The organism is Nonomuraea mangrovi, from assembly GCF_042681425.1.
In the GTDB taxonomy this organism is placed as follows: domain Bacteria; phylum Actinomycetota; class Actinomycetes; order Streptosporangiales; family Streptosporangiaceae; genus Nonomuraea; species Nonomuraea mangrovi.
On sequence record NZ_JBHUFV010000033.1, the window covers coordinates 951260 to 972636 of the forward strand.

Below are 21377 nucleotides of genomic sequence, written 5' to 3' on the forward strand. Positions count from 1 at the left end.
TTGCGTTCGTCAAACTATCCCAAAGGAAGAGTAAAGCGAGGGTCGAGGGGAACATGGCTTCCAAGGGGATGGTTCCGGCCGACAAGGCGCCTTTCACACTGCGCCGGGCTACCGGGACCCTGGCGGACGGCGCGGCCAAGCTGGCCGCCGACATCGGGGCGGCCTCTGTCGAGGCCGTGCTGGCGCAGGCCAACAGGAAGGCCGTGCGCAAGGGCGCGGCGGGCGCGCTCGGCACGATGCAGCCCAGGCCCGCCGACTGGTACGCCTTCGACGAGAAGGACAACGACACCGCTGACTGGTATCCGCAGGGCCTGACCTGCGGGGAGGACTCGGGCTCCGCCGCGGTGCCGGTGTTCGTGGCCAGCTGGTACTTCAAGCCGACGGCGCCGGTGGCCGAGCGGGGGATCAGGGTGACGTTCATGAGCCCCACCTCCCTGCGCTACCAGCACGCGCTGCTGGTGGAGGCCAAGCCCGACGGGTCGTACGGGCCCATCAACATCCACGCGGGCGGGATCGCGTGGTACGGCGAGCACCTGTACGTCGCCGACACCACGCGGGGGCTGCGGGTCTTCGACCTGAACCACGTCCTCGACCTGCGCTCCGCGCAGAACGACCTCGGGGACGCCTCCCGCATCGGGCGGGACGGCGGGAGGTTCCACGCCTTCGGGTACCGGTACGTGATCCCGCAGACGGACTTCTGGCGAGTGGTGACGCCGGGGGCGCTCTTCTCGTTCGTCGCCGTGGACCGCAGCACCTCGCCGCACGCGCTGGTGTCCGGCGAGTACGTGCAGGACACGCCCACCGGCAGGGTCGCCAGGTGGGACCTTCCCCTGACGGACGGGACGCCGAGGGACGCCTACGTCATGCCGCACGCCAAGATCCAGGGGGCGGTGTCGTCCGGCGGGAAGTGGTACCTCAGCCAGGCGGCGGACGCGCGCACCAACGGCAAGCTCATCGTGGACGCCGGCGGCAAGGTGACGGTCCGGCCGTTCCCCGTCGGGCCCGAGGACCTGACGGTGTCGGGCGGGCGCGTCTGGAGCGTCACCGAGTTCCGCAACCGCCGCGTCATCTTCGGCGTCCCCCTGTGAGCCCGGCACACGTCCGCATGCCGGAAAGACCGAGCAGGTTCCGGCGAGGCACCCGCCCGGCACTCTCCTGGTCAGGCGTGCCGCACCGGGTCCGTGGCGTCGCGCGGCCGGACGAGCCGCGCGATCTCGTCGGCCTGCTCCGGCCCCTGGACGGCCGCGCCGAGGGCGGCCTGCTCGCCGGCCGCCGAACCGGCCACTCCGGCCGCCGAACCGGCCGCTGAGTCGGTCGCTGTGCCGGCCGTCACGGCCGGCTGCTCGTCGGGAGCCTTCTCCGCCGCGCGGGCCTCGGCGTCGTTCGCGGCGCGGTCGAAGAACCGCAGAAGCTCCACCGGCAGCGGCATGACCAGCGTGGAGGTCTTCTCCGCCGCGACCTCCACCACCGTCTGGAGGAGTCGCAGCTGCAGCGCCCCAGGCGTTTCCGACATGATGGCCGAGGCGTCGGCGAGCTTGCGGGCCGCCTGGTACTCGCCCTCAGCGGTGATCACGCGGGCGCGCCGTTCCCGCTCGGCCTCGGCCTGCCTGGCCACCGAGCGCTTCATTCCCTCGGGCAGCTGGACGTCCTTGATCTCCACCCGGTCGATGTGGATGCCCCAGCCGAGCGCCGGACTGTCGATCATCAGCGCCAGGCCCTTGTTCAGTTCCTCGCGGTTGGAGAGCAGGTCGTCCAGCTCGCTCTTGCCGATGATCGAGCGCAGCGAGGTCTGCGCCACCTGTTCCACCGCGAACAGGTAGTTCTGCACCTCGACGGCCGCCCGCAGCGGGTCCTCCACCCGGAAGTAGGCGACCGCGTCGACCTGGACGGAGACGTTGTCACGGGTGATGCCCTCCTGGGTGGGCACCGGCATCGTGACGATCTGCACGTTGATCTTCCGCATGCGGTCCACGACCGGAATGAGGAAGGTGATCCCCGGCTGGCGGATCTTCCGCTGTGCCCTGCCGAAGCGGAAGACCACGCCGCGCTCGATCTGGTTGACGATCTTGATGCCGCTGACCGCCGCCACGAAGAGGACGAGGGCGATCAACCCGAGCACGATGGTGGTGACTGTGACCATGGCCGTGTCCCTTCCAGTTCGAGGCTAGGCCCGGGCACACCTCGTCGCAGGCAAGGAATCCGTCAAGAAATGCCGACGGCCCGCACAACGGGGCTCGGCGGCCTCACACGGTCAGCACGTCCCCTTCGCCGCCCGCCACGGTGCCGAGCTCCGCGCACGCGCCGATGAACCGCTCGCAGATCCACGCCCGCTCGGACCCGCGGGCGAGCTCGGTCCTGCCGTACTCCAGCTTGATCGGAACGGCGCGCAGCCGCACCCCGCCGTGATCGTCGAAGGTCACCAGGAAGAGCAGTGAAAGATCGTTGCGCAGCACCGGATCCACCGCGTAGTCGTCGATGAAGTCCCCCATGTCGAACAGCACCGGCAGGGCCACACCGTGCGCGACGTGGGCCGAATGGCCCGCCACCAGGGTGGCCCCCGCGGCCACGAGAGCCTCGGCGGCCGCACGGACGTAGGGCAGCGGGCGCGCGGTCATGTTGGGCCCCCAGTGCGGGGTGACCAGGACGATGTCGGCCCTGGTGCCCGCCACGGTCTCGGTCAGCCAGGGCGGCACCCGCCTCGTCAGGTCCGCGTAGGCCACACCGGGCCGGTCCTGGCGGGCCGCGAAGTCGGCCGGGTGGTCGGTCGCACCGATGATCGCGATCCGCAGGCCGCGCACGGACAGCACGGCGGGCCGTCGCGCCTCGGCCACGTCGGCGCCCGCTCCCACCGCGGGGATCCCCACCCGGTCCAGCTGCTCGCGGGTGTCGAGCAGCGCGTCGTAGCCGTAGTCGAGGGCGTGGTTGTTGGCCAGCGTGACGCAGCCGACGCCGAGCTCCGCGAGCAGGTCGGCGGCCTGGGGCGGCGCCCGGAAATGGAACGGCTTGCCCGGGGCAGGCCACGGGCTGCCCCGTTCGGAGATGCAGCACTCCAGGTTGAGCACGAACAGGTCGGCGTCGGCGAGATGGCCGCGGACCTCGTCCGACAGATAGGCGGCAGGATCGGCGGATCTCGCCAGCAGGACGGCGACGCCCCGTCCGAGCATGGTGTCACCGGCCAGCGCGAGTGTGACGGACATGACGGTGCCCTACCCACCGGTCCGCCCTGCGCACCCGCCGGCGGAGCGGACGACGGGCACGCGCCCCGGCCCGACCCGCCCCGTGCGCCCCGGTCCCCGTGCGCCCCGGTCCCCGTGCGCCCCGGTCCGCCCGCGCGCCCCGCCCGCCGCGCGCCCTGCCGGGATGATCGCTCACGCGTCGAGGTGCCGGTGCAGCGCCCGCCGGTAGTCGCGGTCGAAGTCGTCGTAACGGGCCCGCAGCTCGGCGCCGGGCCACGCCTCGGGCAGCAGCTCGGGGGGCAGCAGCGGATCGGCCAGCAGGTGCCGCAGCACCGCCGCCGACACCAGGAAGCCCTCCGCCAGCCCCTCCGCCTGGCCGAGCGACTTCAGCAGCCGCCGCGCCTCGGCGGCCCATCCCTCCAGATCCCACAGCAGCCCCGTCGGGTCCTCGCGTGGCGTGCCGTCCACGAGCGTGCACTGCGCGGTGACGATCTCCGGCCACTGCCTGATCAGGTTCGCCGGCCGTAGCCAGGTGCCCTCGCGCAGCTCGGCCAGGCGCAACGCGGTCATCGTGTGCCGCAGCGCCGCCCTGTCGGAGGGCGCGCGCCGCTCGGCGGTGACGATCGCGATCTCCCACGTGCCGTCCCACGCCCTCGTGTGCGGGGAGCGGCTCTCGTCCTGCCTGGCCTGCCGTTCGCGCAGCCGCGAGGACAGCGCGTAGCGCCCACCCTCCTGTACCAGGTCGCCCGCCGCCACCATCCGCGAAAGGGCCACCCGCACGGTGCCCTCGGCGATGCCGAACACCTCGCCGATGCGTACCAGGGCCCTGCTCGGCAGGCGCGGCGGGTGGCTGCCGAGCAGCGCGCTCAGTACGGCCGAGCGCGCGGTCAGAGTATTACGGTCTTCCATCGCGTGTCGATTATATGTAACACTCCGAGAATGGCGAGCTATCTGATCGAACCCGTCGACGGCCCGAGCGGCCGTTACGACACCTCGCGCTACCAGGGAGCGGCCGGCCGCAACTGGTGGTCCTGCGACCCTTCGCTCCGGTTGCTGATGCGCCGCCATCTCGGCGAGGGCTACGGCTGGGCCGAACCCCACCTGTCCCGCCTCGGCGCGCTCATGGGCGGATCGATCGCCGCGTACGCGGAGGAGACCGACCGCAACCCGCCGCGCCTGGAGAAGTACGACAAGTGGGGGCGCGACATCAGCCAGGTCGTCATGCCGCCGTCGTTCACCGCCGCTCGCGAGGCGCTGATGGCCGACAACTTCACCTCGCCGGGGTTCGCCGCGACCGCCACGCGGAACGGCGCCGACCCCGCCGCGCTGGCGGCCGCCTGGACATACCTGCTCGACCAGGCGGACATCGGGATGGGCTGCGCGCTCGGCACCGGCGGGGACATGGTGGTCTCTCTCGCCGAGAAGCACGCGCCCACGGACGTTCTCGATCGGGTCCGCTCGATCTTCGCCAACGGCTTCTACTCCGGCGAGGCCGCTCAGATGTTCACCGAGCGGACCGGCGGCTCCGACCTGGCCGCGCTGGAGGCCCACGCCGAACCGGACGGGGAGGCATGGAGCCTGACCGGCCTGAAGTGGTTCGCCTCCAACGCCAACGGGTCCGCGTTCGTGGTGCTGGGCAGACTGCCCTCGGGCGACGTGGCACCGTTCCTCGTGCTGTGGGAGCGGCGCGACGGATCCCGCAACGCCGTACGGATCAGGAGGCTCAAGGACAAGCTCGGCACCCGCTCGGTCGCCTCCGCCGAGGTGGAGTTCACGGGGGCCGAGGCGTTCCTGCTGGCCGGCTCGGGCTCGGGCTCCAGTCTCGGCACCATGATGAAGCTCACCAACGCCTCACGGCTCGGCGTCGCCATGATGGGCGTCGGCGTCGCCCGCCGCGCCCTGGTCGAGTCGATCTGCTACGCCTCGGCCCGCGAGGCCTTCGGCCGCCGGCTCATCGACCAGCCGCTCATGCGCCGCAAGCTCGCCGAACTCGTCGTCGAGGTCGAGGCGGCGCAGGCGCTGGTCTTCGACGGCCACCTCGGCCCGCGGCTGCGGCTCGCGCCCGCCCTCGTCAAGCTCCGCGCGGCCAGGCTCGGCCTCACCGCGGCCAGCGACGCCATCGAGATCCACGGCGGCAACGGCTACATCGAGCAGTGGCCCGTCGCCCGCCTGCTGCGCGACGCCCAGGTCAACCCGATCTGGGAGGGCGGGGACAACATCCTCTGCCTGGACGTGCGCAGAGCGATGCTGAAAGAGCAGGCCCACCTGCCGTTCCTCGACCGGCTCCGGTCGGCGGCGACGTCGTCGCTGGTGCACGCGCGCGTCGACGACCTGGAGAAGGCGATCACCGCGTGGCAGTCGCTCGCCCCGGCGACGGCCGAGGCGAGGCTGTACCCGCTCGCGCAGTTCATGGCCGACGTCTACGCGGCCGCTCTGCTGGAGGAGCAGGCATCCTGGGGGCTCGACGACGGGCGCAAGAGCGTGGTCGCCCGCCGCTACGCCGAGGCCCACCTGGCCGATCGCGGACCGCTGCGCGGGATCGACGCCCCTGACACGGACGACTTCGACGCGCTCGTCGCGGGGGCGTTCGCCTGATGGCGGCGGGTCCCAGGGTCCGCACCCGACGACGGAGGACGAGATGACCGTTCGGAGCGAGCGAGAAGGCCCCGTCACCACGGTGGTGCTCTCCAGACCGGAGGCCCGCAACGCCGTCGACCGCGAGACCGCCGACGCGCTGGTCGAGGCCTTCACCGCTTTCGAGGCGTCCGACGCGGCCGTCGCGGTCCTGTGGGGCGAAGGCGGCGCGTTCTGCGCGGGCGCCGACCTCAAACGCCTCGACAACCACGTCGGCGAGGACGGCGGCGGGCCCATGGGACCCACCAGGATGCGCCTGACCAAGCCGGTCATCGCCGCCGTCGCGGGACACGCGGTCGCCGGGGGCCTCGAGCTCGCGCTCTGGTGCGACCTGCGGGTGGCCGAGGAGAACGCGGTGTTCGGCGTCTTCTGCCGCCGCTGGGGCGTCCCTCTGATCGACGGCGGCACGGTACGGCTGCCGCGCCTGATCGGCCTCTCGCAGGCCATGGACATGATCCTCACCGGCAGGCCCGTCCACGCCGACGAGGCGCTGCGCATGGGTCTGGCCAACAGGGTCGTCCCTTCCGGCCGGTCCCGCCAGGCCGCCGAGCGGCTGGCCCGCGACCTGGCCCGCTTCCCGCAGACGTGCCTGCGCGGCGACCGCATGTCGGCCCTGGAACAGGAGGGGATGACGGAGGAGGACGCGATCGTCAACGAACTGCGCCACGGCGTCGCCGCCCTGGGCGAAGCGGCGGACGGCGCCGCCCGCTTCGCCCGGGGCGCGGGACGCCATGGAGACTTCTCGGCATGACCGACGACGTCCACCGGTACAACTGTTCACACGGCCGAGGCTCGACCTGGACGCGGTGACCGCCCGCGCGTACCCGGGCCTGGACAGGCTCGCGATCACCTACCGCCCCGATCTTGTCGGTGTGCTCACGTAGGGTGAGACCATGCCGGACATCGACGGTGTGACGATCACGAGCCCGGACAAGGTGGTCTTCCCGCAGGGCGGGCGGACCAAGCTCGACCTGGTCCGCTACTACCAGGCGGTCGCGGAGGGGGCGCTGCGCGGCGTCTCGGGGCGGCCCATGATCCTCAAGCGGTTCGTGCACGGCATCGAGCAGGAGGCGTTCTTCCAGAAGCGCGCCCCCGCCAAGCGCCCCGCCTGGATCGAGGTCGCCGAGCTGCGGTACAGGTCGGGGCGGAGCGCGGAGGAGGTCGTGGTCACCGACACGCGCCAGCTGCTGTGGGTGGTCAACCTGGGCTGTGTCGACCTCAACCCGCACCCCGTGCGCGCGGCCGACCTCGCGCACCCCGACGAGCTGCGCATCGACCTCGACCCGGTGCCCGGCGTGCCCTGGGGGCAGGTGCTGGAGACCGCCCAGGTGGCGCGCGAGGTGCTCGCCGACCATGGGCTGGTCGCCTGGCCGAAGACATCGGGTTCGCGTGGCTTCCATGTCTATGCCCGCATCACGCCCGACTGGGACTTCTCGCAGGTACGGCGTGCGGCGGAGGCCGTCGCCCGCGAGGTCGAGCGCCGCGCCCCCGATCTGGCGACCAGCCGGTGGTGGAAGGAGGAGCGGCAGGGCGTCTTCGTCGACTACAACCAGAACGCCTACGACAGGACCGTCGCCTCCGCCTACTCCGTCAGGCCGGTTCGGGACGGGCGCGTGTCCACGCCGCTGACGTGGGAGGAGGTGCCGGGGTGCCGTCCGGAGGAGTTCACCGTCGACACCGTGCCGAAGAGGTTCGCCGCGCTCGGCGACCCATGGGAGGACATGGACCTGCACGCGGGCTCGCTCACCTCGCTGCTGGAGCTGGCCGAGGCGCAGGGGCCCCCGCCCGAGCGCACCGAGGTGCCGCTCATCGAGATCGCCAGGGCGCAGCACAAGGACGAGGCGCTGGCGGGCCTCGAAGCGTGGAAGGCCCGCCATGCCGCCGTCGTGGAGTTCCTCGAGCCCGCTGACGTGCTGGTAGACGGGATGAGGGGGCGCAGCAGCGTGTGGTATCGCATCAGGGTCAACCTGCAGCACGTGCCCGAGGGCATGCGTCCCGAGCAGGAGGCGCTGGAGGCGGACTACAACCCGTGGCCCGCCGACTGGCGCCCGCCCGAGCCCTGAGAACCGGCCGTGCAGGGGCGCTGGAACCGGCGCTCCTGCCGGCGCCTGAGACCGGCCCTAGACCAGGCCCTCCTCCACGACACGGTCCAGCTCGGCGAGCACGCCGGTGACGGGCGTGCAGGCCGGCAGGCGCGGCGCGCTGAAGTAGCCGGGTTTGTGCGCCCTCAGCAGCGCCTCGCCGTCCAGCGGCCACGTGAAGCCGCGCCGCCCGAGCAGTGTCGCGAACACCTCGCTCGCCAGCGCGTGGTCGCGGGCGGCCAGGTGCCTGATCGGCACGGGGGAGACCGCGTCGCCCCTGAGATAGCGGCTGACGGCGTCGCGGTAGCGCCCCCTGGTTACCAGGGAGGGGTCGGCGAAGGCCGCCTCGACGGCGCCGAAGTCGGTGTAGTAGCCGAGCCCGTCGCGCTCGTCGAAGATCAGCGCGACGCTCTCCTCCTCGTGGAGATGGTCGGGGAACTCCAGCGACGTGAACGCCCGCATCCGCGCCGCGACCTCCTCGCCCCGCAGGACCACCAGGTCGGAGCCGAAGTGCTCGACGAACTGCCGCCGCTGCGCCGCCTGGATCTGCCAGGCCTCGGCCAGCAGGGCGGGGTTGCGGAACACCCTGGCCGGATGGCGCAGCACGGCATCGGCCGCCGCCCGCACGAGTTGCGGCCGCATCTCGGCGGTGTAGACGGCGGGGGTGGCGCTGATCATCCAGTCGTCCAGGGTGACGGGGATGAGCCGCCCGACCATGAACATCCCCGGGTCGAGCACGTCGAAGGCCGCCTCGCCCAGGTCGGAGTGGGCGGTGTAGGTCAGCTCGTCGATCAGGTTGAACAGGATGATCGCCGGGCCCGCGACGGTGTGGACCTCGAAGATGCCCTCCACCACGTCCTTCCAGCCGAGCACCATGGCCCGCTCGGCCTCGTGCAACTCGGGACGCTCCGCCACGAACCTGTCGATCAGCAGGTCGCCTCCGGGCAGGCGGTACTCCAGCGCGAAGTGGTCGAGGGCGAGCGCGGAGGTCGCCTCGTCGGTGATCACCCCGTCGGGGAAGAAACGGCTGTACACCAGGCCGAGCTCCCTGGTGAACCTTCCTGACACCGCGAACTCCAGCAGCTCTGGTTTCAGCTCCGCGGCACGCGCGAGTAGATCCATGGGGCGACCTTAGCCGCGAGCCTCACCGGCTTGAGGTGATTTTCGGTAACCGTCACGGGACAGTCTGTTACTCCGGCGGCTGTCCGATGTCCTCGTTCCACACCTGGGGCCACTGCTCGATGAACGCCGCCATCAGCGCGCGGCATTCGGCGGAGTCGACGACCACGACCTCCACCCCGTGGGCGATCAGGAGGTCCTCGCGGCCCATGAACGTCCGGTTCTCGCCGATCACCACGCGCGGGATCTCGTAGAGCAGGATCGCGCCCGTGCACATCGCGCAGGGCGACAGCGTCGTGTACATGGTCGACCGCCGGTAGACCAGCGCGCTCCTGCGCCCGGCCCGCTCCAGGGCGTCGGTCTCGCCGTGGCGGATGACGCTGCCCTCCTGCACCCTGCGGTTACGGCCCGCGCCGAGCACCTCGCCGTCGGCCACCAGCGCCGCCCCGACGGGCACTCCGCCCTCGGCCAGTCCCGTGCGGGCCTGCTCGACGGCGATCTCCAGGAAGTCCATGGGCCCACCCTAGGGTGCTGCAACCGGCGTGCAAGGATCGCGCCCTACCTTCGGGGCATGTCAAGCCGATGGCTGTTCGGAATGGCCGCCGCCGCTGCGGCCGCCTCCCTCACGCTCCCAGCCGCCGCGGCGCACGCCGCGGCCCCCAGGCCGGCCACCCTGCCCGCCGCCCAAGCCGCCGCTCAGTCCGCTGTCACGGCTGCCACGCAGGCCCCCAAGGCCGCCACCACGGCCCGCAGGCTGTTCGGCGCCTGGCTGCGCGACGACAGGACGGCCGCCGCCACGTTCGCCACCCCGGCCGCGGTCAACACGCTGTTCGCCTACGTCTTCCGCGCGCCCGACACCTTCGCCGGCTGTGTCGCCGGCGCCTGCGCGTTCAGGCACACGAGCGTCCGCGTGCCGGGCGAGCTCAACGGCATCCTGATGATCGCCTCCGGCGGCAAGGTCGCCAAGGTCTACACCTCGCGCCACTACTCGAAGGAGAAGGCGGCCAGGCACCTGCTGGGCGCCTGGCACAAGGGCGATCGCAACCAGGGCGCCGAGGTGGCGACGGCCGCGGCCCTGAAGACGCTGTTCAAGGTCAAGTGGGACCCTCACGGCGTGCCGTACACCTTCCAGGGGTGCGAGAAGAGCGTCTGCTTCTGGTCGTACGAGGGCGGCGCGATGCTGATGCACGTGGCCGGCTCGAAGGCGCGCGGGTACGAGGTCAGGTCGATCAGCTACGTCGCCGACTGATCGGCCCACCTGTCGGCCCACGCCATCAGCGGGCGCATGGCCTCGACCAGCGCCGCGCCGCTCTCGGTGAGCGTGTAGCGGATCTGCACCGGCGTGGTCGGCCGCACCTCGCGCGCCACCACGCCCGACGACTCCAGCTCGCGCAGCCGTTGCGCGAGCAGGCGTTCCGACAGGCCGGGGACCGCGTCGCGCAGCTCGCCGTACCGCGTCGCGCCTCTGGCGAGCGCCAGCAGGATGACGCCGTTCCACCTGCGGCCCACCAGCTCGATGGCGACCTGGAAGTGCGGGCAGTGCCGCAGCAGTGCCTCGGGAGAGGTCATCACTTACCTTCCGTAAGCTGGTTATGTAATGTAAGGCCTATGACCGATTTTATGCATGAACTGTGGTTCGGCGCCTTTCTCACCCCCACCGCCGAGAACGCGCACACGCTCATGCGTCAGGCCGCGCTCGCCGAGGACGTCGGCCTCGACATCATCGGCGTGCAGGACCATCCTTACCAGCCGTCCTTCCTCGACACATGGACGCTGCTGTCGGTGCTGGCGGCGCGTACCCAGCACATCAGGTTCTTCCCCGACGTGGCCAGCGTGCCCCTCAGGCCGCCGGCCGTCCTGGCCAGGGCCGCCGCCAGCCTCGACATCCTGAGCGGGGGCAGGGTGGAGCTCGGCGTGGGGTCCGGGGCCTTCTGGGACGGCGTCGCCGCGATGGGCGGGCCCCGCCGTACCCCCGCGCAGGCGGTGGCCGCGCTCGCGGAGGGCATCGAGGTGATGCGCGCGCTGTGGACGCCCGGCGGCCCCGTCGCCTTCGACGGCGAGCACTACCGGCTGGACGGCGCCGCGCCAGGGCCGTTCCCGCCGCACCGCATCGGCGTGTGGGTCGGCGCCTACAAGCGCCGCATGCTGGAGCTGACCGGGCGCACCGCCGACGGCTGGGTGCCCTCGTCGGCCTACGCCGCGCCGGAAGAGCTGGCCGCGATGAGCGCGGTCGTGGATCGCGCGGCGGCCGACGCCGGCCGCGACCCCGCGCTGATCCGCCGCGTCTACAACGTCAGCGGCCGTTTCTCGCGTCTGGCAGGCCCGGGCTTCCTGGACGGGCCGCCCTCACTGTGGGCCGACCAGCTCGCCGAGCTGGTCCACCTGTACGGCATGAGCGTGTTCGTCATGGCCCCCACCGAGGAACGCGACCTCAAGATCTTCGCCGAGGAGGTCGCGCCCGAAGTCAGGGCGGCCCTCGGGCGCGAGCAGCGGCAGGCGGCCGAGCCGGGGACGAGCCCCTCTGCCACGCTCGACGAGTCGAGCAGGCCGCGCCTGCCCAAGCGCGACCTCGCCGAGCTCTCGCCCGCCCAGCGCGAACGCGGCATGCACCTGGTCAGGGTCCACGACGGCCTGCGCGAGGAGCTGGCCGAGATCCGGAAGGGCCTGGAGCAGGTCGCGGCCGGCCGTGGGGAGGTGGCCGCGCTCCGCTCGCTGATCAACCGGCTCACGATGCGGCAGAACTACTGGACCCTCGGCAGCTTCTGCGCCTCTTACTGCAGGGTCGTGACCACGCACCACACCATCGAGGACGAGCGCATGTTCCCCGCGCTGAGGGCCGCGCAGGCGTCGCTGGCACCCGTCATCGACCGGCTGGAAGAGGAGCACGAGGTCATCGCAGGCCTGCTGACCGGCCTCGACGCCGCGCTCGTCGCCATGGTCGAGGACCCCGACGGCATCGACGGCGTCCGCGACGCGCTCGACGCGCTGGCCGGGGCCCTGCTGTCGCACCTCGAGTACGAGGAGCAGGAACTGGTGGAGCCCCTCGCCCGGCTCGATCTGGACGTGTGACCCGTGAGCTACACCTGCGCCGTCGCGACCCCGCACACCCTGGCCACGGACGCCGCCTGCGACGCGGTCAGGAGCGGAGGCAACGCGCTCGACGCCGCCCTCGCCGCGGCGGCGACGCTCGCCGTCGTCTACCCCCACAACACCTCGGTCGGCGGCGACCTGATCGCCCTCGTCCGCACCCCCGACGGCCGCGTCACGTGCGTCAACGCCAGCGGCCCCGCGCAGTCCCGCGCCGACAGGGCGGCGCTGGCCGCCCGCCACGGCGACGCCATGCCCGTCACGGGACCCGACACGATCACCGTGCCCGGCGCGGTCGCGGGCTGGGACGCCCTGCACGAGGCGGGGGCCGCGCGCCCCTGGCCCGCCCACTTCGAGGCCGCGGTACGGCACGCCGCCGCCGCCCCCGTCGTGCGGGGGCTGGCCGAGGCGATCGCCGACGCCGACGAGCTGATCGCCGCCGACCCCGGCATGCGCGAGGTCTTCCGCCCCGGCGGCAGGCCGCTTGCCGCCGGTGACACGCTGCGCCAGGACGCGTTGGCCGCCACCCTCGCGGAACTGGCCGCCCACGGCCCCGCCACCCTGTACGGCGGGCCGCTCGGCGCGCGCCTGTCGGATTGGCTCGGCCTTGATGACCTGGCCAGGTTCGAGGTCGAGCGCACGGCGCCGCTCAGCCGTGCCTTCCGCGGGTACGAGGTGCACACCAGCCCGCCGAACACCCATGGCTTCCTGCTGCTGCAGGCCCTGGGCGCCAGGGGGCCGCTCGCCGCGGCCTTCCACCGGGGCATCGCCGACAGGGCCGCGTACCTGGCCGACCCGAGGTTCGTCCCGGTGGACGTGGACACCCTCCTGGACCCGGACAGACCGGATCTCGTCGCGCCGGCGTCCGCGGTCAGCGGCAGGGCGACGGGCGACACCGTGGCGGTCGTGACCGCCGACAGCGACGGACTGGCCGTCTCGCTGATCCAGAGCCTGTTCCACGGTTTCGGCTCGGGCGTGCTCGACCCGTCCACCGGCATCCTGCTGCACAACCGCGGCTCGTTCTTCTCCCTCGACCCCGCCTCGCCCAACGTCATCGCGCCCGGCAAGCGGCCCGCGCACACGCTCATGCCCGTCATCGTCACCAAGGACGGGCGGCCCGCGTGGGTGGCGGGAACGATGGGCGGCAAGGCCCAGCCGCAGATCCTCACCCAGGTGCTGCTGCGCCTGCTCGAAGGGGCCGATCCCGCCGCGGCCGTGGCCGCGCCGCGCTTCGTCGTCGGCGGCCTGGAGGTCGGGCAGCGGGAGGACACGATCAGCGCCGAGGCCGACCTGCCCGAGCTCGGGGAGCTGGCCGGGACGGGGGCGCCGCTGGTCGAGCTGCCGTCCCGCTCGGAGTGGGTGGGCCACGCCCAGGTGGTCGCGGCGGACCCCTTCGCCGCTGGTAGCGACCCGCGCAGCGACGGATCGGCGGTCGTGGTTCACATGTGATCAGCGGGGTACTACGCACCCTAGTACCTTTGCGTGCCGGGGGGTGATCATGACAGAGGTCCTGGCCGTCCTCTGCCTGCTCGCCGCCGGGGTGGCGGGGGTGTACCTGGTGTCGCTGCGCGTCGCCCCCGCCAGGGTCATGCCGTTCCCCGCGCTGCCCGAGCACGCGCTGTCCCGCTTCCACGTCCGCTGGTACGCGGTGGCGCTCGTCTTCCTCGCCTTCGACATGGAGATGGTCTTCATGTACCCGTGGGCGCTCGTCGTGGCCGAGGTCGGCGCGGCCGCGGTGGCCGAGATGTTCGTCTTCCTCGGCCTTCTGATGGTCGGCGTCCTCTACGCGTGGCGCGAGGGGGCGCTGCGGTGGGCCTGACCGGGTGGCTCGCCAGGGTGGCGGCGCGCGGCCCCAGACCCCTGGTCGTCACCGCGCCCTTCGGCACCGGCGCGCGACTGCTGGTGGAAGCGGAGACGGCCCGGAGGGGGTGGCTGCCCGCCCTCTCGCCCGCGGCGGCGAGCGTGCTGGTGGTGTGCGGCTCGCCGGGCGCGGAACTGGCCGAGCTGGTACGGCAGGCGTGGGCGGCCGTCCCACGCCCCCGCGCCCTGGTGCGGTTGCCCGAGCCGGTCGGCGCGGCCGAGGTGGGGGAGAGCCTGGACGGGGCGGTCGCCGCGCTGGGCGAGGCCCGCCATGACGACCACGATGAGACGCCCCCGCCGCAAGACCGCCGCGAACGCGGGCCGGACGACCCCGGAAGTCACGAGCACGGGAGTCGCCGGCACGGGAGCCACGGGCACGGGGGTCGCGAACCCGGGGATCACCAGCACGGGAGTTGCGAGCCCGGGGGTCACCAGCACGGGGGTCGCGAGCCCGGGGAGCACGCTCGTCACATGGGCGGCCCCGGCGGCCTCGCGATGGCCACCAGGGGCGACGACCGGGACGGCCTGCGGCTCGACCGGCTCCACGTCCCTCTAGGCCCGATCCTGCCCGACTGGCCGGCGGGGCTGATCGTCCACACCGTCATGCAGGGCGACGTCATCCAGGAGGCCGGCGTCGAGATCCTCCCTGGCGGTGGCCGCTCTGCCGTGCCGTACTGGATCGAGCCGTGGACCTCGGGGGCCGTGACCAGGCGAACGGGAGGGCGACGGCGAGCGGCGGCGCGGCTCGACGGCCTGGGCAGGCTCCTCGGCGTCGCGGGCTGGCCCGCGGCGGCCGCGCAGGCGCGCCGCCTTCGCGACGACCTGCTCGACGGCGGCGGCGACGGCGACGGCGGCGACGGCGTAGCGGCGGCGCGGGGCTTCGACAGGCTCGACCGCAGGGTGCGCCGCTCCCGGATCCTGCGCTGGATGCTCAGGGACGTCGGCCTCGTCGACGGCACCGACGTGCTGGGCCGGATGGAGCGCATGCTCGACGACATCGGCGTCGCACTCGACGAGCGCGTCCCGATGGACGGCCCGCCTCCGCCCGGCCCCGCGCTCGACCTCCTCCCCGGGCTGCTGGAGGGCGCGGAGCTGGCGCAGGCCAGGCTGATCGTGGCGAGCCTCGATCCCGACGTCGAGCGGGTGCTCCATGCCTGAGCTGCTCGCGCTCGCGGCTCTCGCGCTCGGCGCGGCGAGCCTCGACGGCGCGCTCGCCACCCGCTCGCCCGCGGCCGCGCTGCGGGAGACGGCCAGGCTGCTGGGCCGGCAGCGCCGCCGGACGCCGATGCCCGACCTGCTGCTCATGCGGATCGGCGTCGTCAGCCTGCCCTTCTTCGCGACCCTCGCCATGATCGTTCTACCCCTGGGCGGCGCCGCGCTGGTGGAGTCGAGCGTCGGCATCGTCTGGTTCAACGCCATGGAGGTCTGCGCGTGGGCCTCGCTGTGGCTGACGGGGTGGGGACCCAACTCGGTCTATCCGCTCATCGGCGGCTACCGCTTCCTCGCCCAGGGGCTGGCCTACGAGCTGCCGCACATGTTCGCGCTGATCACGGTGGCGCTCGGCGCGGGCTCGCTCGACCTGCGAGCCGTCGAGGAGGCGCAGCGGGGAGCGTGGTTCGCCCTCTGGATGCCCGTCGCCTTCGCGATCTACCTGATCTCCGCGCTGGCCATGGCGTTCTGGGGGCCGATGAGCCGGCCGCTCGGCTCCGATCTGGCCGGAGGGGTGACGGCCGAGTTGTCCGGGCCCGACCGGCTGGTCTTCCAGGCAGGCCGCTATCTCATGCTCGCGGTGGCGGCGTGGGCGGCGGGGCCGCTGTTCCTCGGCGGCGGCGGCCTGGCGGGGGCGGCGGCGGTGCTTGCCGTCCTCGTGCTCGTCAAGCACAGGGTGCCGGCGGTCAGGATGGACCGCTTCACGCAGGCCTCGTGGCTGGTCCTGCTGCCTCTGGCGCTCCTGCAACTGCTCGTGGTGGGAATCGTGGTGATCTGATGCTGTTCTGGGTGCTGGCCGTCGCGTCGGTGGGGTTCGGCGTCACGGTGTTCGTGGTCGACTCCATGGCGCGTGCGACGTTCGCGCTGCTGGCCTCCTTCCTCTGCGTCGGGCTCACGTTCCTGCTGATCGACCTGGCCTATCTCGGCGTGCTGACCATCCTCATGATGGTCATGGAAATGATGATCATGGCGGTCTTCATGATCATGTTCATGATGAACCCCGCGGGGCTCATGCCGATGACGATGGTCCACAACAACCGCGGCTCGGCGCTGATCGCGGGCGCGGTGTTCGCGGCCCTGGCGGCGGGCGCGCTGCTGACGCCGTGGCCCGAGCGCAGGGGAGCGCCGCCCGCCGATCCCACGCACGCGCTCGGCCTGGCGATCATGGGGCCGCAGATGCTCGTGATGATCGTGCTCGGCGTCGCCATCCTGGCCACCATGATCGCGGCCGTCGTCCTCGCCACGCACAGGGGGCGCTATGACGCTTGAGTCCTTCCTGCTGCTGGCGGCCGCGCTCTTCGCCGTCGGCGTGTACGGCACGCTGTCCCAGCAGTCGATCGTGATGCTGATGATGGGCCTCGAGCTCATGATCAACGGTGTGCTCGTCGCGGGCGGCGCGTTCTGGTACTTCCTCGCCCCCTCCTCCGCCGACGGGCAGGTCCTCGTCCTGGTCGCGCTGACGGTGATGGCGCTGGAGATGGCGATGGGCTTCGCCGTGGTCACCGCCATCTTCAGGGCGCGCGAGGTGGACACCACCGACGGGGCGGGTGACCTCAAGGGATGAACGCCCTGCTGCCGGGCCTGCCCATGCTCGCGGGCGGACTGCTGGCCTGGACGCGGCGCGCCGACAGGATCGCCGCTCCCGTCGCCGTGCTGGTCGCCCTGGTGACGCTGGCGGCGGCCTGCTGGGCGGCGGTGGTCAGGCCGCGGGTGACGTTCGAGCTGTTCGGGGGCATGGCGGCGGGGTCGGCGGTCGACGGGCTCTCGGCGGTGATGGCGGTGACGGTGGCGGCGGCTTCGCCGGCCGTCCTGGTCTTCGCCGCGGGCGACGTCGGCGAGGACAGGAGCAGGTTCTTCGGCCTGATGCTGGTGTTCGTCGGCGCGATGCTGCTCACGGTCACCGCGGCCGACCTGGTGCTGCTGCTCGTGGGATGGGAGCTGATGGGCGCGATGTCGTACGCGCTGATCGGCTTCTGGTGGCGCGATCCCGGCCGCGTCAGGTCGGCCACCGTCGCCTTCGTCACCACCCGCGCGGGCGACCTCGGCCTCTACTTCGCCGCCGGATGCGCGGTGGCCGCGGGCGCGGGCCACCGGGACGTGTTCGCGCTCGCGGGCCTGGCGCGGACGGCGGACCCGTGGCGGGATCTGATCGCCGCGGGGATCGTGCTGGCCGCGCTGGGCAAGTCGGCGCAGCTCCCGTTCTCGTTCTGGCTGTCCAGGGCGATGGCCGGCCCGAGCCCCGTGTCGGCGCTGCTGCACTCGGCCACCATGGTCGCGGCGGGCGCCTACCTGCTGCTGCGGCTGCAACCGCTGCTGGCGGCCACCGGCTGGGCCGCGGCCGCCGTGGCGTGGGCGGGCGCGCTGACCGCGCTGCTGCTGGGCGCCGTGGCCGTCGCCCAGCGCGACCTCAAGCAGCTCCTCGCCGCCTCGACCTGCGCCCAGCTCGGGTTCATGGTGCTGGCGGCGGGCGTCGCGGCCGTGGCGGGCGGCGCCGCGCACCTGGTCGCGCACGCCGCGGTCAAGAGCCTGCTGTTCCTCTGCGCCGGCGCCTGGCTGACCTCGATGGGCACCAAGGACCTCGCCGAGTTGCGCGGCGCGGCCCGCCGTCACCGGCTGGTCGGCGTCACCTTCGCCGTGGGCGCGCTGGCGCTGGCAGGGGTGCCGCCGCTGTCGATGTGGGTCACCAAGGACGCGATCCTGGCGGAGGTCTCCTCCGCGCCGCTGCGCGTCGTCGCGCTCGGCGGCGCGCTGCTGGCCGCCGCCTATGCCACCAAGGCGGTCGTCGCGGTCTGGGGCGAGGGCCGCAGGCAAGGGCGCCCCGTGGGGGTGCTCGAACGTCTCCCGCTTCCCGCCCTGGCCGCGGTGGCCGCGGCCTTCGGGCTCGTCGGGCTGCCCGTGGTGTACGGCCGGTGGTCCGCGCTGCTCGGCGACGCCTCCGCCCGCGCGCCCGGGGCGGGGGAGTCGGCGCTGTCGGGGGTTCTGGCGGTGGCCGTGGCGCTGCTCGCGGCCCGCGTCAGGCCTGCCGTACCGGCGATCCTGGCGGGCTGGCTGGGGCTGGAGCGCCTGGCGGTCGCGGCGGTGTGGCGGCCCGCCGACCGGCTGGCCCACGCGCTGGCCAGGTTCGACGACCAGGTGGTCGGCGGCGCGGTACGGGCCGTGCCCAGGGTCGCCACCGCGGCCGCGCGCCTGGCCAGGACCGGTCTCGAGGCGGGCGTCGACGGCATGGTGAGAGGGGTCGCGAGAGGCGCCGCGAGGGCGGGTGAGCTGGCCAGGCGCCCGCAGACCGGGCAGATCCACACCTACTTCGCCCAGGCCGCGGTCGCCCTGCTCCTGCTGGCCGTCGTGCTCGTCCTGACGAGGTGAGGTGTGCTCTCCCTCGCGGTCTTCCTGCCGCTGCTGGCGGCCGCCTTCCTGCCCTTCGCGGGACGCGCGGCCCGCTGGGTCTGGCCGGCGGCGGCGGTCGCCGACCTCGCCCTGGTGATCGCGATGTGGGTCGGCTACGGCGGCGGGGTCGGCTACGAGCAGCGGCTGCGCTGGATCCCCTCGATCGGCGCCGGCTACCACGTGGGGGTCGACGGGCTGTCGCTGCCGCTGATCGCGATGACGGACGTGCTGTTCCTCGTGTGCGCGCTCTACGCCAGGCGCGATCGCGCGTTCGCCGCGCTCTTCCTGTTCCTGCAGACGGTCTCGCTCGGCCTGTTCGCCTCCCTTGACCTGCTGCTGTTCTTCGTCTTCTTCGACCTGTCCATCGTCGGCATGTACGCCGTGATCGTGGGCTGGGGGCACGGCGACAGGTTCCGCTCGGCTCTGCTGTTCTTCCTCTACACCTTCCTCGGCTCTCTGGTGCTGCTGCTCGGCTTCATCGGCCTCTACCTGGCGGGCGGCACGTTCGACATGGTCGAGCTGGCGGGCCGGCCGCCGCCCGCGGGCGCGGCCGTCCTGCTGGCGGTCTGCGTCGGCCTCGCGGTGAAGACCCCGGTCGTCCCCCTGCACACCTGGCTGCCGCCCGCCCACACCGACGCGCCCGCGGAGGGTTCGGCGATCCTGGCGGGCGTGCTGCTGAAGATGGGCACGTACGGCTTCGCCAGGATCGCCATGCCCATGCTCCCGGGGCCGTGGCAGCGCCACGCCTGGTTGATCATCACCGTGGGCCTGGTCAGCGTCCTGTACGGCGCGCTCGTCGCGATGGCTCAGGACAACCTCAAGCGCCTGATCGCCTACACCTCGGTCAACCACATGGGCTACATCGTGCTGGCGCTGGGCGCGGCGGGGCTCGTCGCGGGCGGCGCGCGGGCCAGGGAGCTCGCCGTCAGCGGCGCGGTCACGCAGATGGTCAGCCACGGCCTGATCACCGGGGCGCTGTTCCTTCTGACCGGCGTGCTGTGGGACCGGGTGCGCAGCTACGACCTGCGCAGGCTCGGCGGCGTCGCCGCCACCGCGCCGGTGTTCGCCGCGCTCACCGCCGTGGCCGCCTTCGCCTCGCTCGGCCTTCCCGGGCTGTCGGGCTTCATCGCCGAGTTCCAGATCTTCGTGGGGGTCATCGGCGCGGGCGCGCTCTGGCAGGGGGCGCCGGCGATCGCCGGCATCCTCATCACCGCGGCCCTCCTGCTGCGCGCCCTGCACAAGGCATTCCTCGGGCCGCCGGGCGAGCTGTCCGTCACGGACGTGAAGCCGCGGGAGCTGGGCGCGGTCGCCCCTCTCCTGCTGCTCTCCCTGGCCATCGGCGTGGCTCCCCGGTGGCTGCTCGACCTGGTGGAGCCGTTCTCCGCCGCCCTCGTCACGCTGGTGAGCCGATGATCGCCGGCCTGCTCCCCGAGATCCTCGTCCTGACGGGCGCGGTCGCGGGCCTGCTCGCGGGCATGTTCGCACGGCGTGACAGGCAGTGGATCGTCGCGTGGATCTGCGCCGGTTTCCTGGTCGCGGCGGCGGCGACGACGGCCGTGGCGGCGGGTGGGGGCATGGCGGGTGGGGGCATGGCGGGTGGGGGCATGGCGGGTGGGAGCATGGCCGTCGAGGGGTACACCGTCGACGCCCTCACCATCGCCACCAGGCTCGCCGTCGTCGCCGCCACCCTCGTCGTGCTGGCCATGGCCGCCGGGTGGGCGCGCGGCCTGCGCCGCGAGGCCGAGCTCTACGTCCTGATCCTTCTCTCCTCGCTGGGCGCCATCCTGCTCGCGGGCGCCGCCGACCTGCTCCTTCTGGTGGCCGCCTACCTGCTGGCGAGCATCCCCTCCTACGCGCTCGCCGGGTTCGCCAAGGACGCCAACGGCACCGAGGCGGCGCTGAAGTACTACCTGATGGGCGCCTTCCTCGGCGTCCTCATGCTGGCAGGGGTGACCCTGCTGTACGGCGTGGCGGGTACGACCGCCTACCGCCAGACCGGGGGCGCCGGCGTCGCGGCGGTCCTGCTGATGGCGGGGCCGCTGTTCAAGGCGGGAGCGGTACCGGCCCACTTCTGGGTTCCCGACGTCGCGCAGGGCGCCTCCAGGCCGGTCGCCGCCTTCGTCACCACGGTTCCCAAGCTGGGCGCGTTCGCCGCGCTGTTCCGCCTGACCACCGAGGTCGTCGACGTGCGTCTCGCGGTCGCGCTGGTCGCCGCCGCCACGATGACGCTCGGCAACCTCGCCGCCTTCTACCAGGACAACGTCCGCCGCCTGCTCGGCTACTCGACGATCAGCCAGGCGGGCTATCTGCTGCTGCCCGTCGCGGCCGCCGGCGGCACCGCCATGGCCGAGCCGGCGCTGCTGTTCTACCTGGCCGCCTACGCGGTCACCAACCTCGGCGCCTTCGCCGTCGTCGTGGCGGTCGGCGGGGACGCCGTCGCCGACTACGCGGGCCTGGCGCGCGGCAGGCCGTGGCTGGCGGCGTCGCTGGTCGTGTGCCTGCTCGGCCTGGTCGGCACGCCGCCCACCGCGGTGTTCGCCGGCAAGGTGCTGGCGATGTCGGCCGCGTGGAGCGGCGGGCTGGCCTGGCTCGCGGTGCTGGCCGCCGTCAACACGGTCGCGAGCCTGTTCTACTACCTGCGCTGGATCCTGCCGCTCTACCGCGCCGGTGGCGCGCCGGGCGGGTCCGCAGGGCGCGTGGCATGGGTGGCCTATCTGACCGCCGCGACGTCCCTGGTGTTCGGAACGACCCTCTCTATCTACTATGCGCTATCGTAGAGATGGGTCGGAAACTGCTCTGTCCAGCGATATCACCAACTACGGAGAAT

At 72.9% G+C, this 21377-nt stretch carries 21 protein-coding genes; 15 read left to right on the forward strand and 6 right to left on the reverse strand.

The window, feature by feature from the left end:
- The first annotated feature begins 53 nt into the window (after positions 1-53).
- Positions 54-1088, forward strand: a complete 1035-nt coding sequence (locus ACFSKW_RS22785) for a hypothetical protein (RefSeq protein WP_379574349.1) — start codon at positions 54-56, stop codon at positions 1086-1088.
- A gap of 71 nt (positions 1089-1159) precedes the next feature.
- On the opposite strand, the gene ACFSKW_RS22790 is transcribed toward ACFSKW_RS22785, so the two are convergent.
- The 3 genes from ACFSKW_RS22790 to ACFSKW_RS22800 form a co-directional block, all read right to left on the reverse strand.
- On the reverse strand, positions 1160-2140 hold the full coding sequence (locus ACFSKW_RS22790) for an SPFH domain-containing protein (protein WP_379574350.1): 981 nt from the start codon (positions 2138-2140) through the stop codon (positions 1160-1162).
- Positions 2141-2243: 103 nt separating this feature from the next.
- Positions 2244-3197, reverse strand: coding sequence for a CapA family protein (locus ACFSKW_RS22795; RefSeq protein WP_379574351.1), 954 nt, complete (start codon positions 3195-3197; stop codon positions 2244-2246).
- 171 nt (positions 3198-3368) lie between these two features.
- Positions 3369-4085, reverse strand: coding sequence for a PaaX family transcriptional regulator C-terminal domain-containing protein (locus tag ACFSKW_RS22800; RefSeq protein WP_379574352.1), 717 nt, complete (start codon positions 4083-4085; stop codon positions 3369-3371).
- A gap of 30 nt (positions 4086-4115) precedes the next feature.
- Here ACFSKW_RS22800 and ACFSKW_RS22805 point away from each other — a divergent pair, with 30 nt between their 5' ends.
- The 3 genes from ACFSKW_RS22805 to ligD all read left to right on the forward strand — a co-directional run bounded on the left by ACFSKW_RS22805 (position 4116) and on the right by ligD (position 7873).
- Entirely contained in the window at positions 4116-5771 is a 1656-nt protein-coding gene (locus ACFSKW_RS22805) for an acyl-CoA dehydrogenase family protein (RefSeq protein ID WP_379574353.1), read from the forward strand.
- Between the two features lie 43 nt (positions 5772-5814).
- Complete coding sequence (locus ACFSKW_RS22810; protein WP_379574354.1) at positions 5815-6561, forward strand: crotonase/enoyl-CoA hydratase family protein; 747 nt, start codon at positions 5815-5817, stop codon at positions 6559-6561.
- A gap of 142 nt (positions 6562-6703) precedes the next feature.
- Positions 6704-7873, forward strand: coding sequence for a non-homologous end-joining DNA ligase (gene ligD / locus ACFSKW_RS22815; RefSeq protein WP_379574355.1), 1170 nt, complete (start codon positions 6704-6706; stop codon positions 7871-7873).
- Between the two features lie 57 nt (positions 7874-7930).
- Here ligD and ACFSKW_RS22820 read toward each other — a convergent pair whose 3' ends face one another.
- Entirely contained in the window at positions 7931-9013 is a 1083-nt protein-coding gene (locus tag ACFSKW_RS22820) for a hypothetical protein (RefSeq protein WP_379574356.1), read from the reverse strand.
- 67 nt (positions 9014-9080) lie between these two features.
- Complete coding sequence (locus ACFSKW_RS22825) at positions 9081-9524, reverse strand: nucleoside deaminase (RefSeq protein WP_379574357.1); 444 nt, start codon at positions 9522-9524, stop codon at positions 9081-9083.
- Positions 9525-9581: 57 nt separating this feature from the next.
- On the opposite strand from ACFSKW_RS22825, the gene ACFSKW_RS22830 reads away from it, so the two are divergent.
- Complete coding sequence (locus tag ACFSKW_RS22830) at positions 9582-10259, forward strand: hypothetical protein (RefSeq protein ID WP_379574358.1); 678 nt, start codon at positions 9582-9584, stop codon at positions 10257-10259.
- Here the strand turns inward: ACFSKW_RS22830 and ACFSKW_RS22835 are convergent.
- Positions 10244-10579, reverse strand: coding sequence for a winged helix-turn-helix transcriptional regulator (locus ACFSKW_RS22835; protein ID WP_379574359.1), 336 nt, complete (start codon positions 10577-10579; stop codon positions 10244-10246). The two genes, ACFSKW_RS22830 and ACFSKW_RS22835, sit on opposite strands and share 16 nt — an antisense overlap.
- Before the next feature lie 51 nt (positions 10580-10630).
- Between ACFSKW_RS22835 and ACFSKW_RS22840 the strand changes: the two genes are divergently transcribed.
- Genes ACFSKW_RS22840 through ACFSKW_RS22885 form a run of 10 tightly spaced genes read left to right on the forward strand, consistent with a single transcriptional unit; the run spans position 10631 to position 21327 of the window.
- A complete protein-coding gene (locus tag ACFSKW_RS22840) occupies positions 10631-12079 on the forward strand; it encodes an LLM class flavin-dependent oxidoreductase (RefSeq protein WP_379574360.1) in 1449 nt (482 codons plus the stop codon).
- A gap of 3 nt (positions 12080-12082) precedes the next feature.
- A complete protein-coding gene (locus ACFSKW_RS22845; protein ID WP_379574361.1) occupies positions 12083-13546 on the forward strand; it encodes a gamma-glutamyltransferase in 1464 nt (487 codons plus the stop codon).
- Between the two features lie 49 nt (positions 13547-13595).
- A complete protein-coding gene (locus tag ACFSKW_RS22850) occupies positions 13596-13916 on the forward strand; it encodes an NADH-quinone oxidoreductase subunit A (RefSeq protein ID WP_379574362.1) in 321 nt (106 codons plus the stop codon).
- Positions 13907-15115, forward strand: coding sequence for a hypothetical protein (locus ACFSKW_RS22855; protein ID WP_379574364.1), 1209 nt, complete (start codon positions 13907-13909; stop codon positions 15113-15115). The genes ACFSKW_RS22850 and ACFSKW_RS22855 overlap by 10 nt, the downstream gene beginning before the upstream one ends.
- Entirely contained in the window at positions 15108-15944 is an 837-nt protein-coding gene (locus ACFSKW_RS22860; protein ID WP_379574365.1) for an NADH-quinone oxidoreductase subunit H, read from the forward strand. Before ACFSKW_RS22855 ends, ACFSKW_RS22860 begins: the two co-directional genes overlap by 8 nt.
- Positions 15944-16435 (forward strand): NADH-quinone oxidoreductase subunit J, encoded by a 492-nt coding sequence (locus tag ACFSKW_RS22865; protein WP_379574366.1) that lies wholly within the window; start codon positions 15944-15946, stop codon positions 16433-16435. Before ACFSKW_RS22860 ends, ACFSKW_RS22865 begins: the two co-directional genes overlap by 1 nt.
- Complete coding sequence (gene nuoK / locus ACFSKW_RS22870; RefSeq protein ID WP_379574367.1) at positions 16425-16730, forward strand: NADH-quinone oxidoreductase subunit NuoK; 306 nt, start codon at positions 16425-16427, stop codon at positions 16728-16730. Before ACFSKW_RS22865 ends, nuoK begins: the two co-directional genes overlap by 11 nt.
- Positions 16727-18529, forward strand: a complete 1803-nt coding sequence (locus tag ACFSKW_RS22875; protein ID WP_379574368.1) for a proton-conducting transporter transmembrane domain-containing protein — start codon at positions 16727-16729, stop codon at positions 18527-18529. Before nuoK ends, ACFSKW_RS22875 begins: the two co-directional genes overlap by 4 nt.
- 3 nt (positions 18530-18532) lie before the next feature.
- Positions 18533-19963 carry a complex I subunit 4 family protein gene (locus tag ACFSKW_RS22880; RefSeq protein ID WP_379574369.1) on the forward strand — a complete coding sequence of 477 codons (1431 nt, stop codon included), beginning with the start codon at positions 18533-18535 and terminating at the stop codon, positions 19961-19963.
- On the forward strand, positions 19960-21327 hold the full coding sequence (locus ACFSKW_RS22885; protein ID WP_379574370.1) for an NADH-quinone oxidoreductase subunit N: 1368 nt from the start codon (positions 19960-19962) through the stop codon (positions 21325-21327). Before ACFSKW_RS22880 ends, ACFSKW_RS22885 begins: the two co-directional genes overlap by 4 nt.
- Positions 21328-21377: the final 50 nt, after the last annotated feature.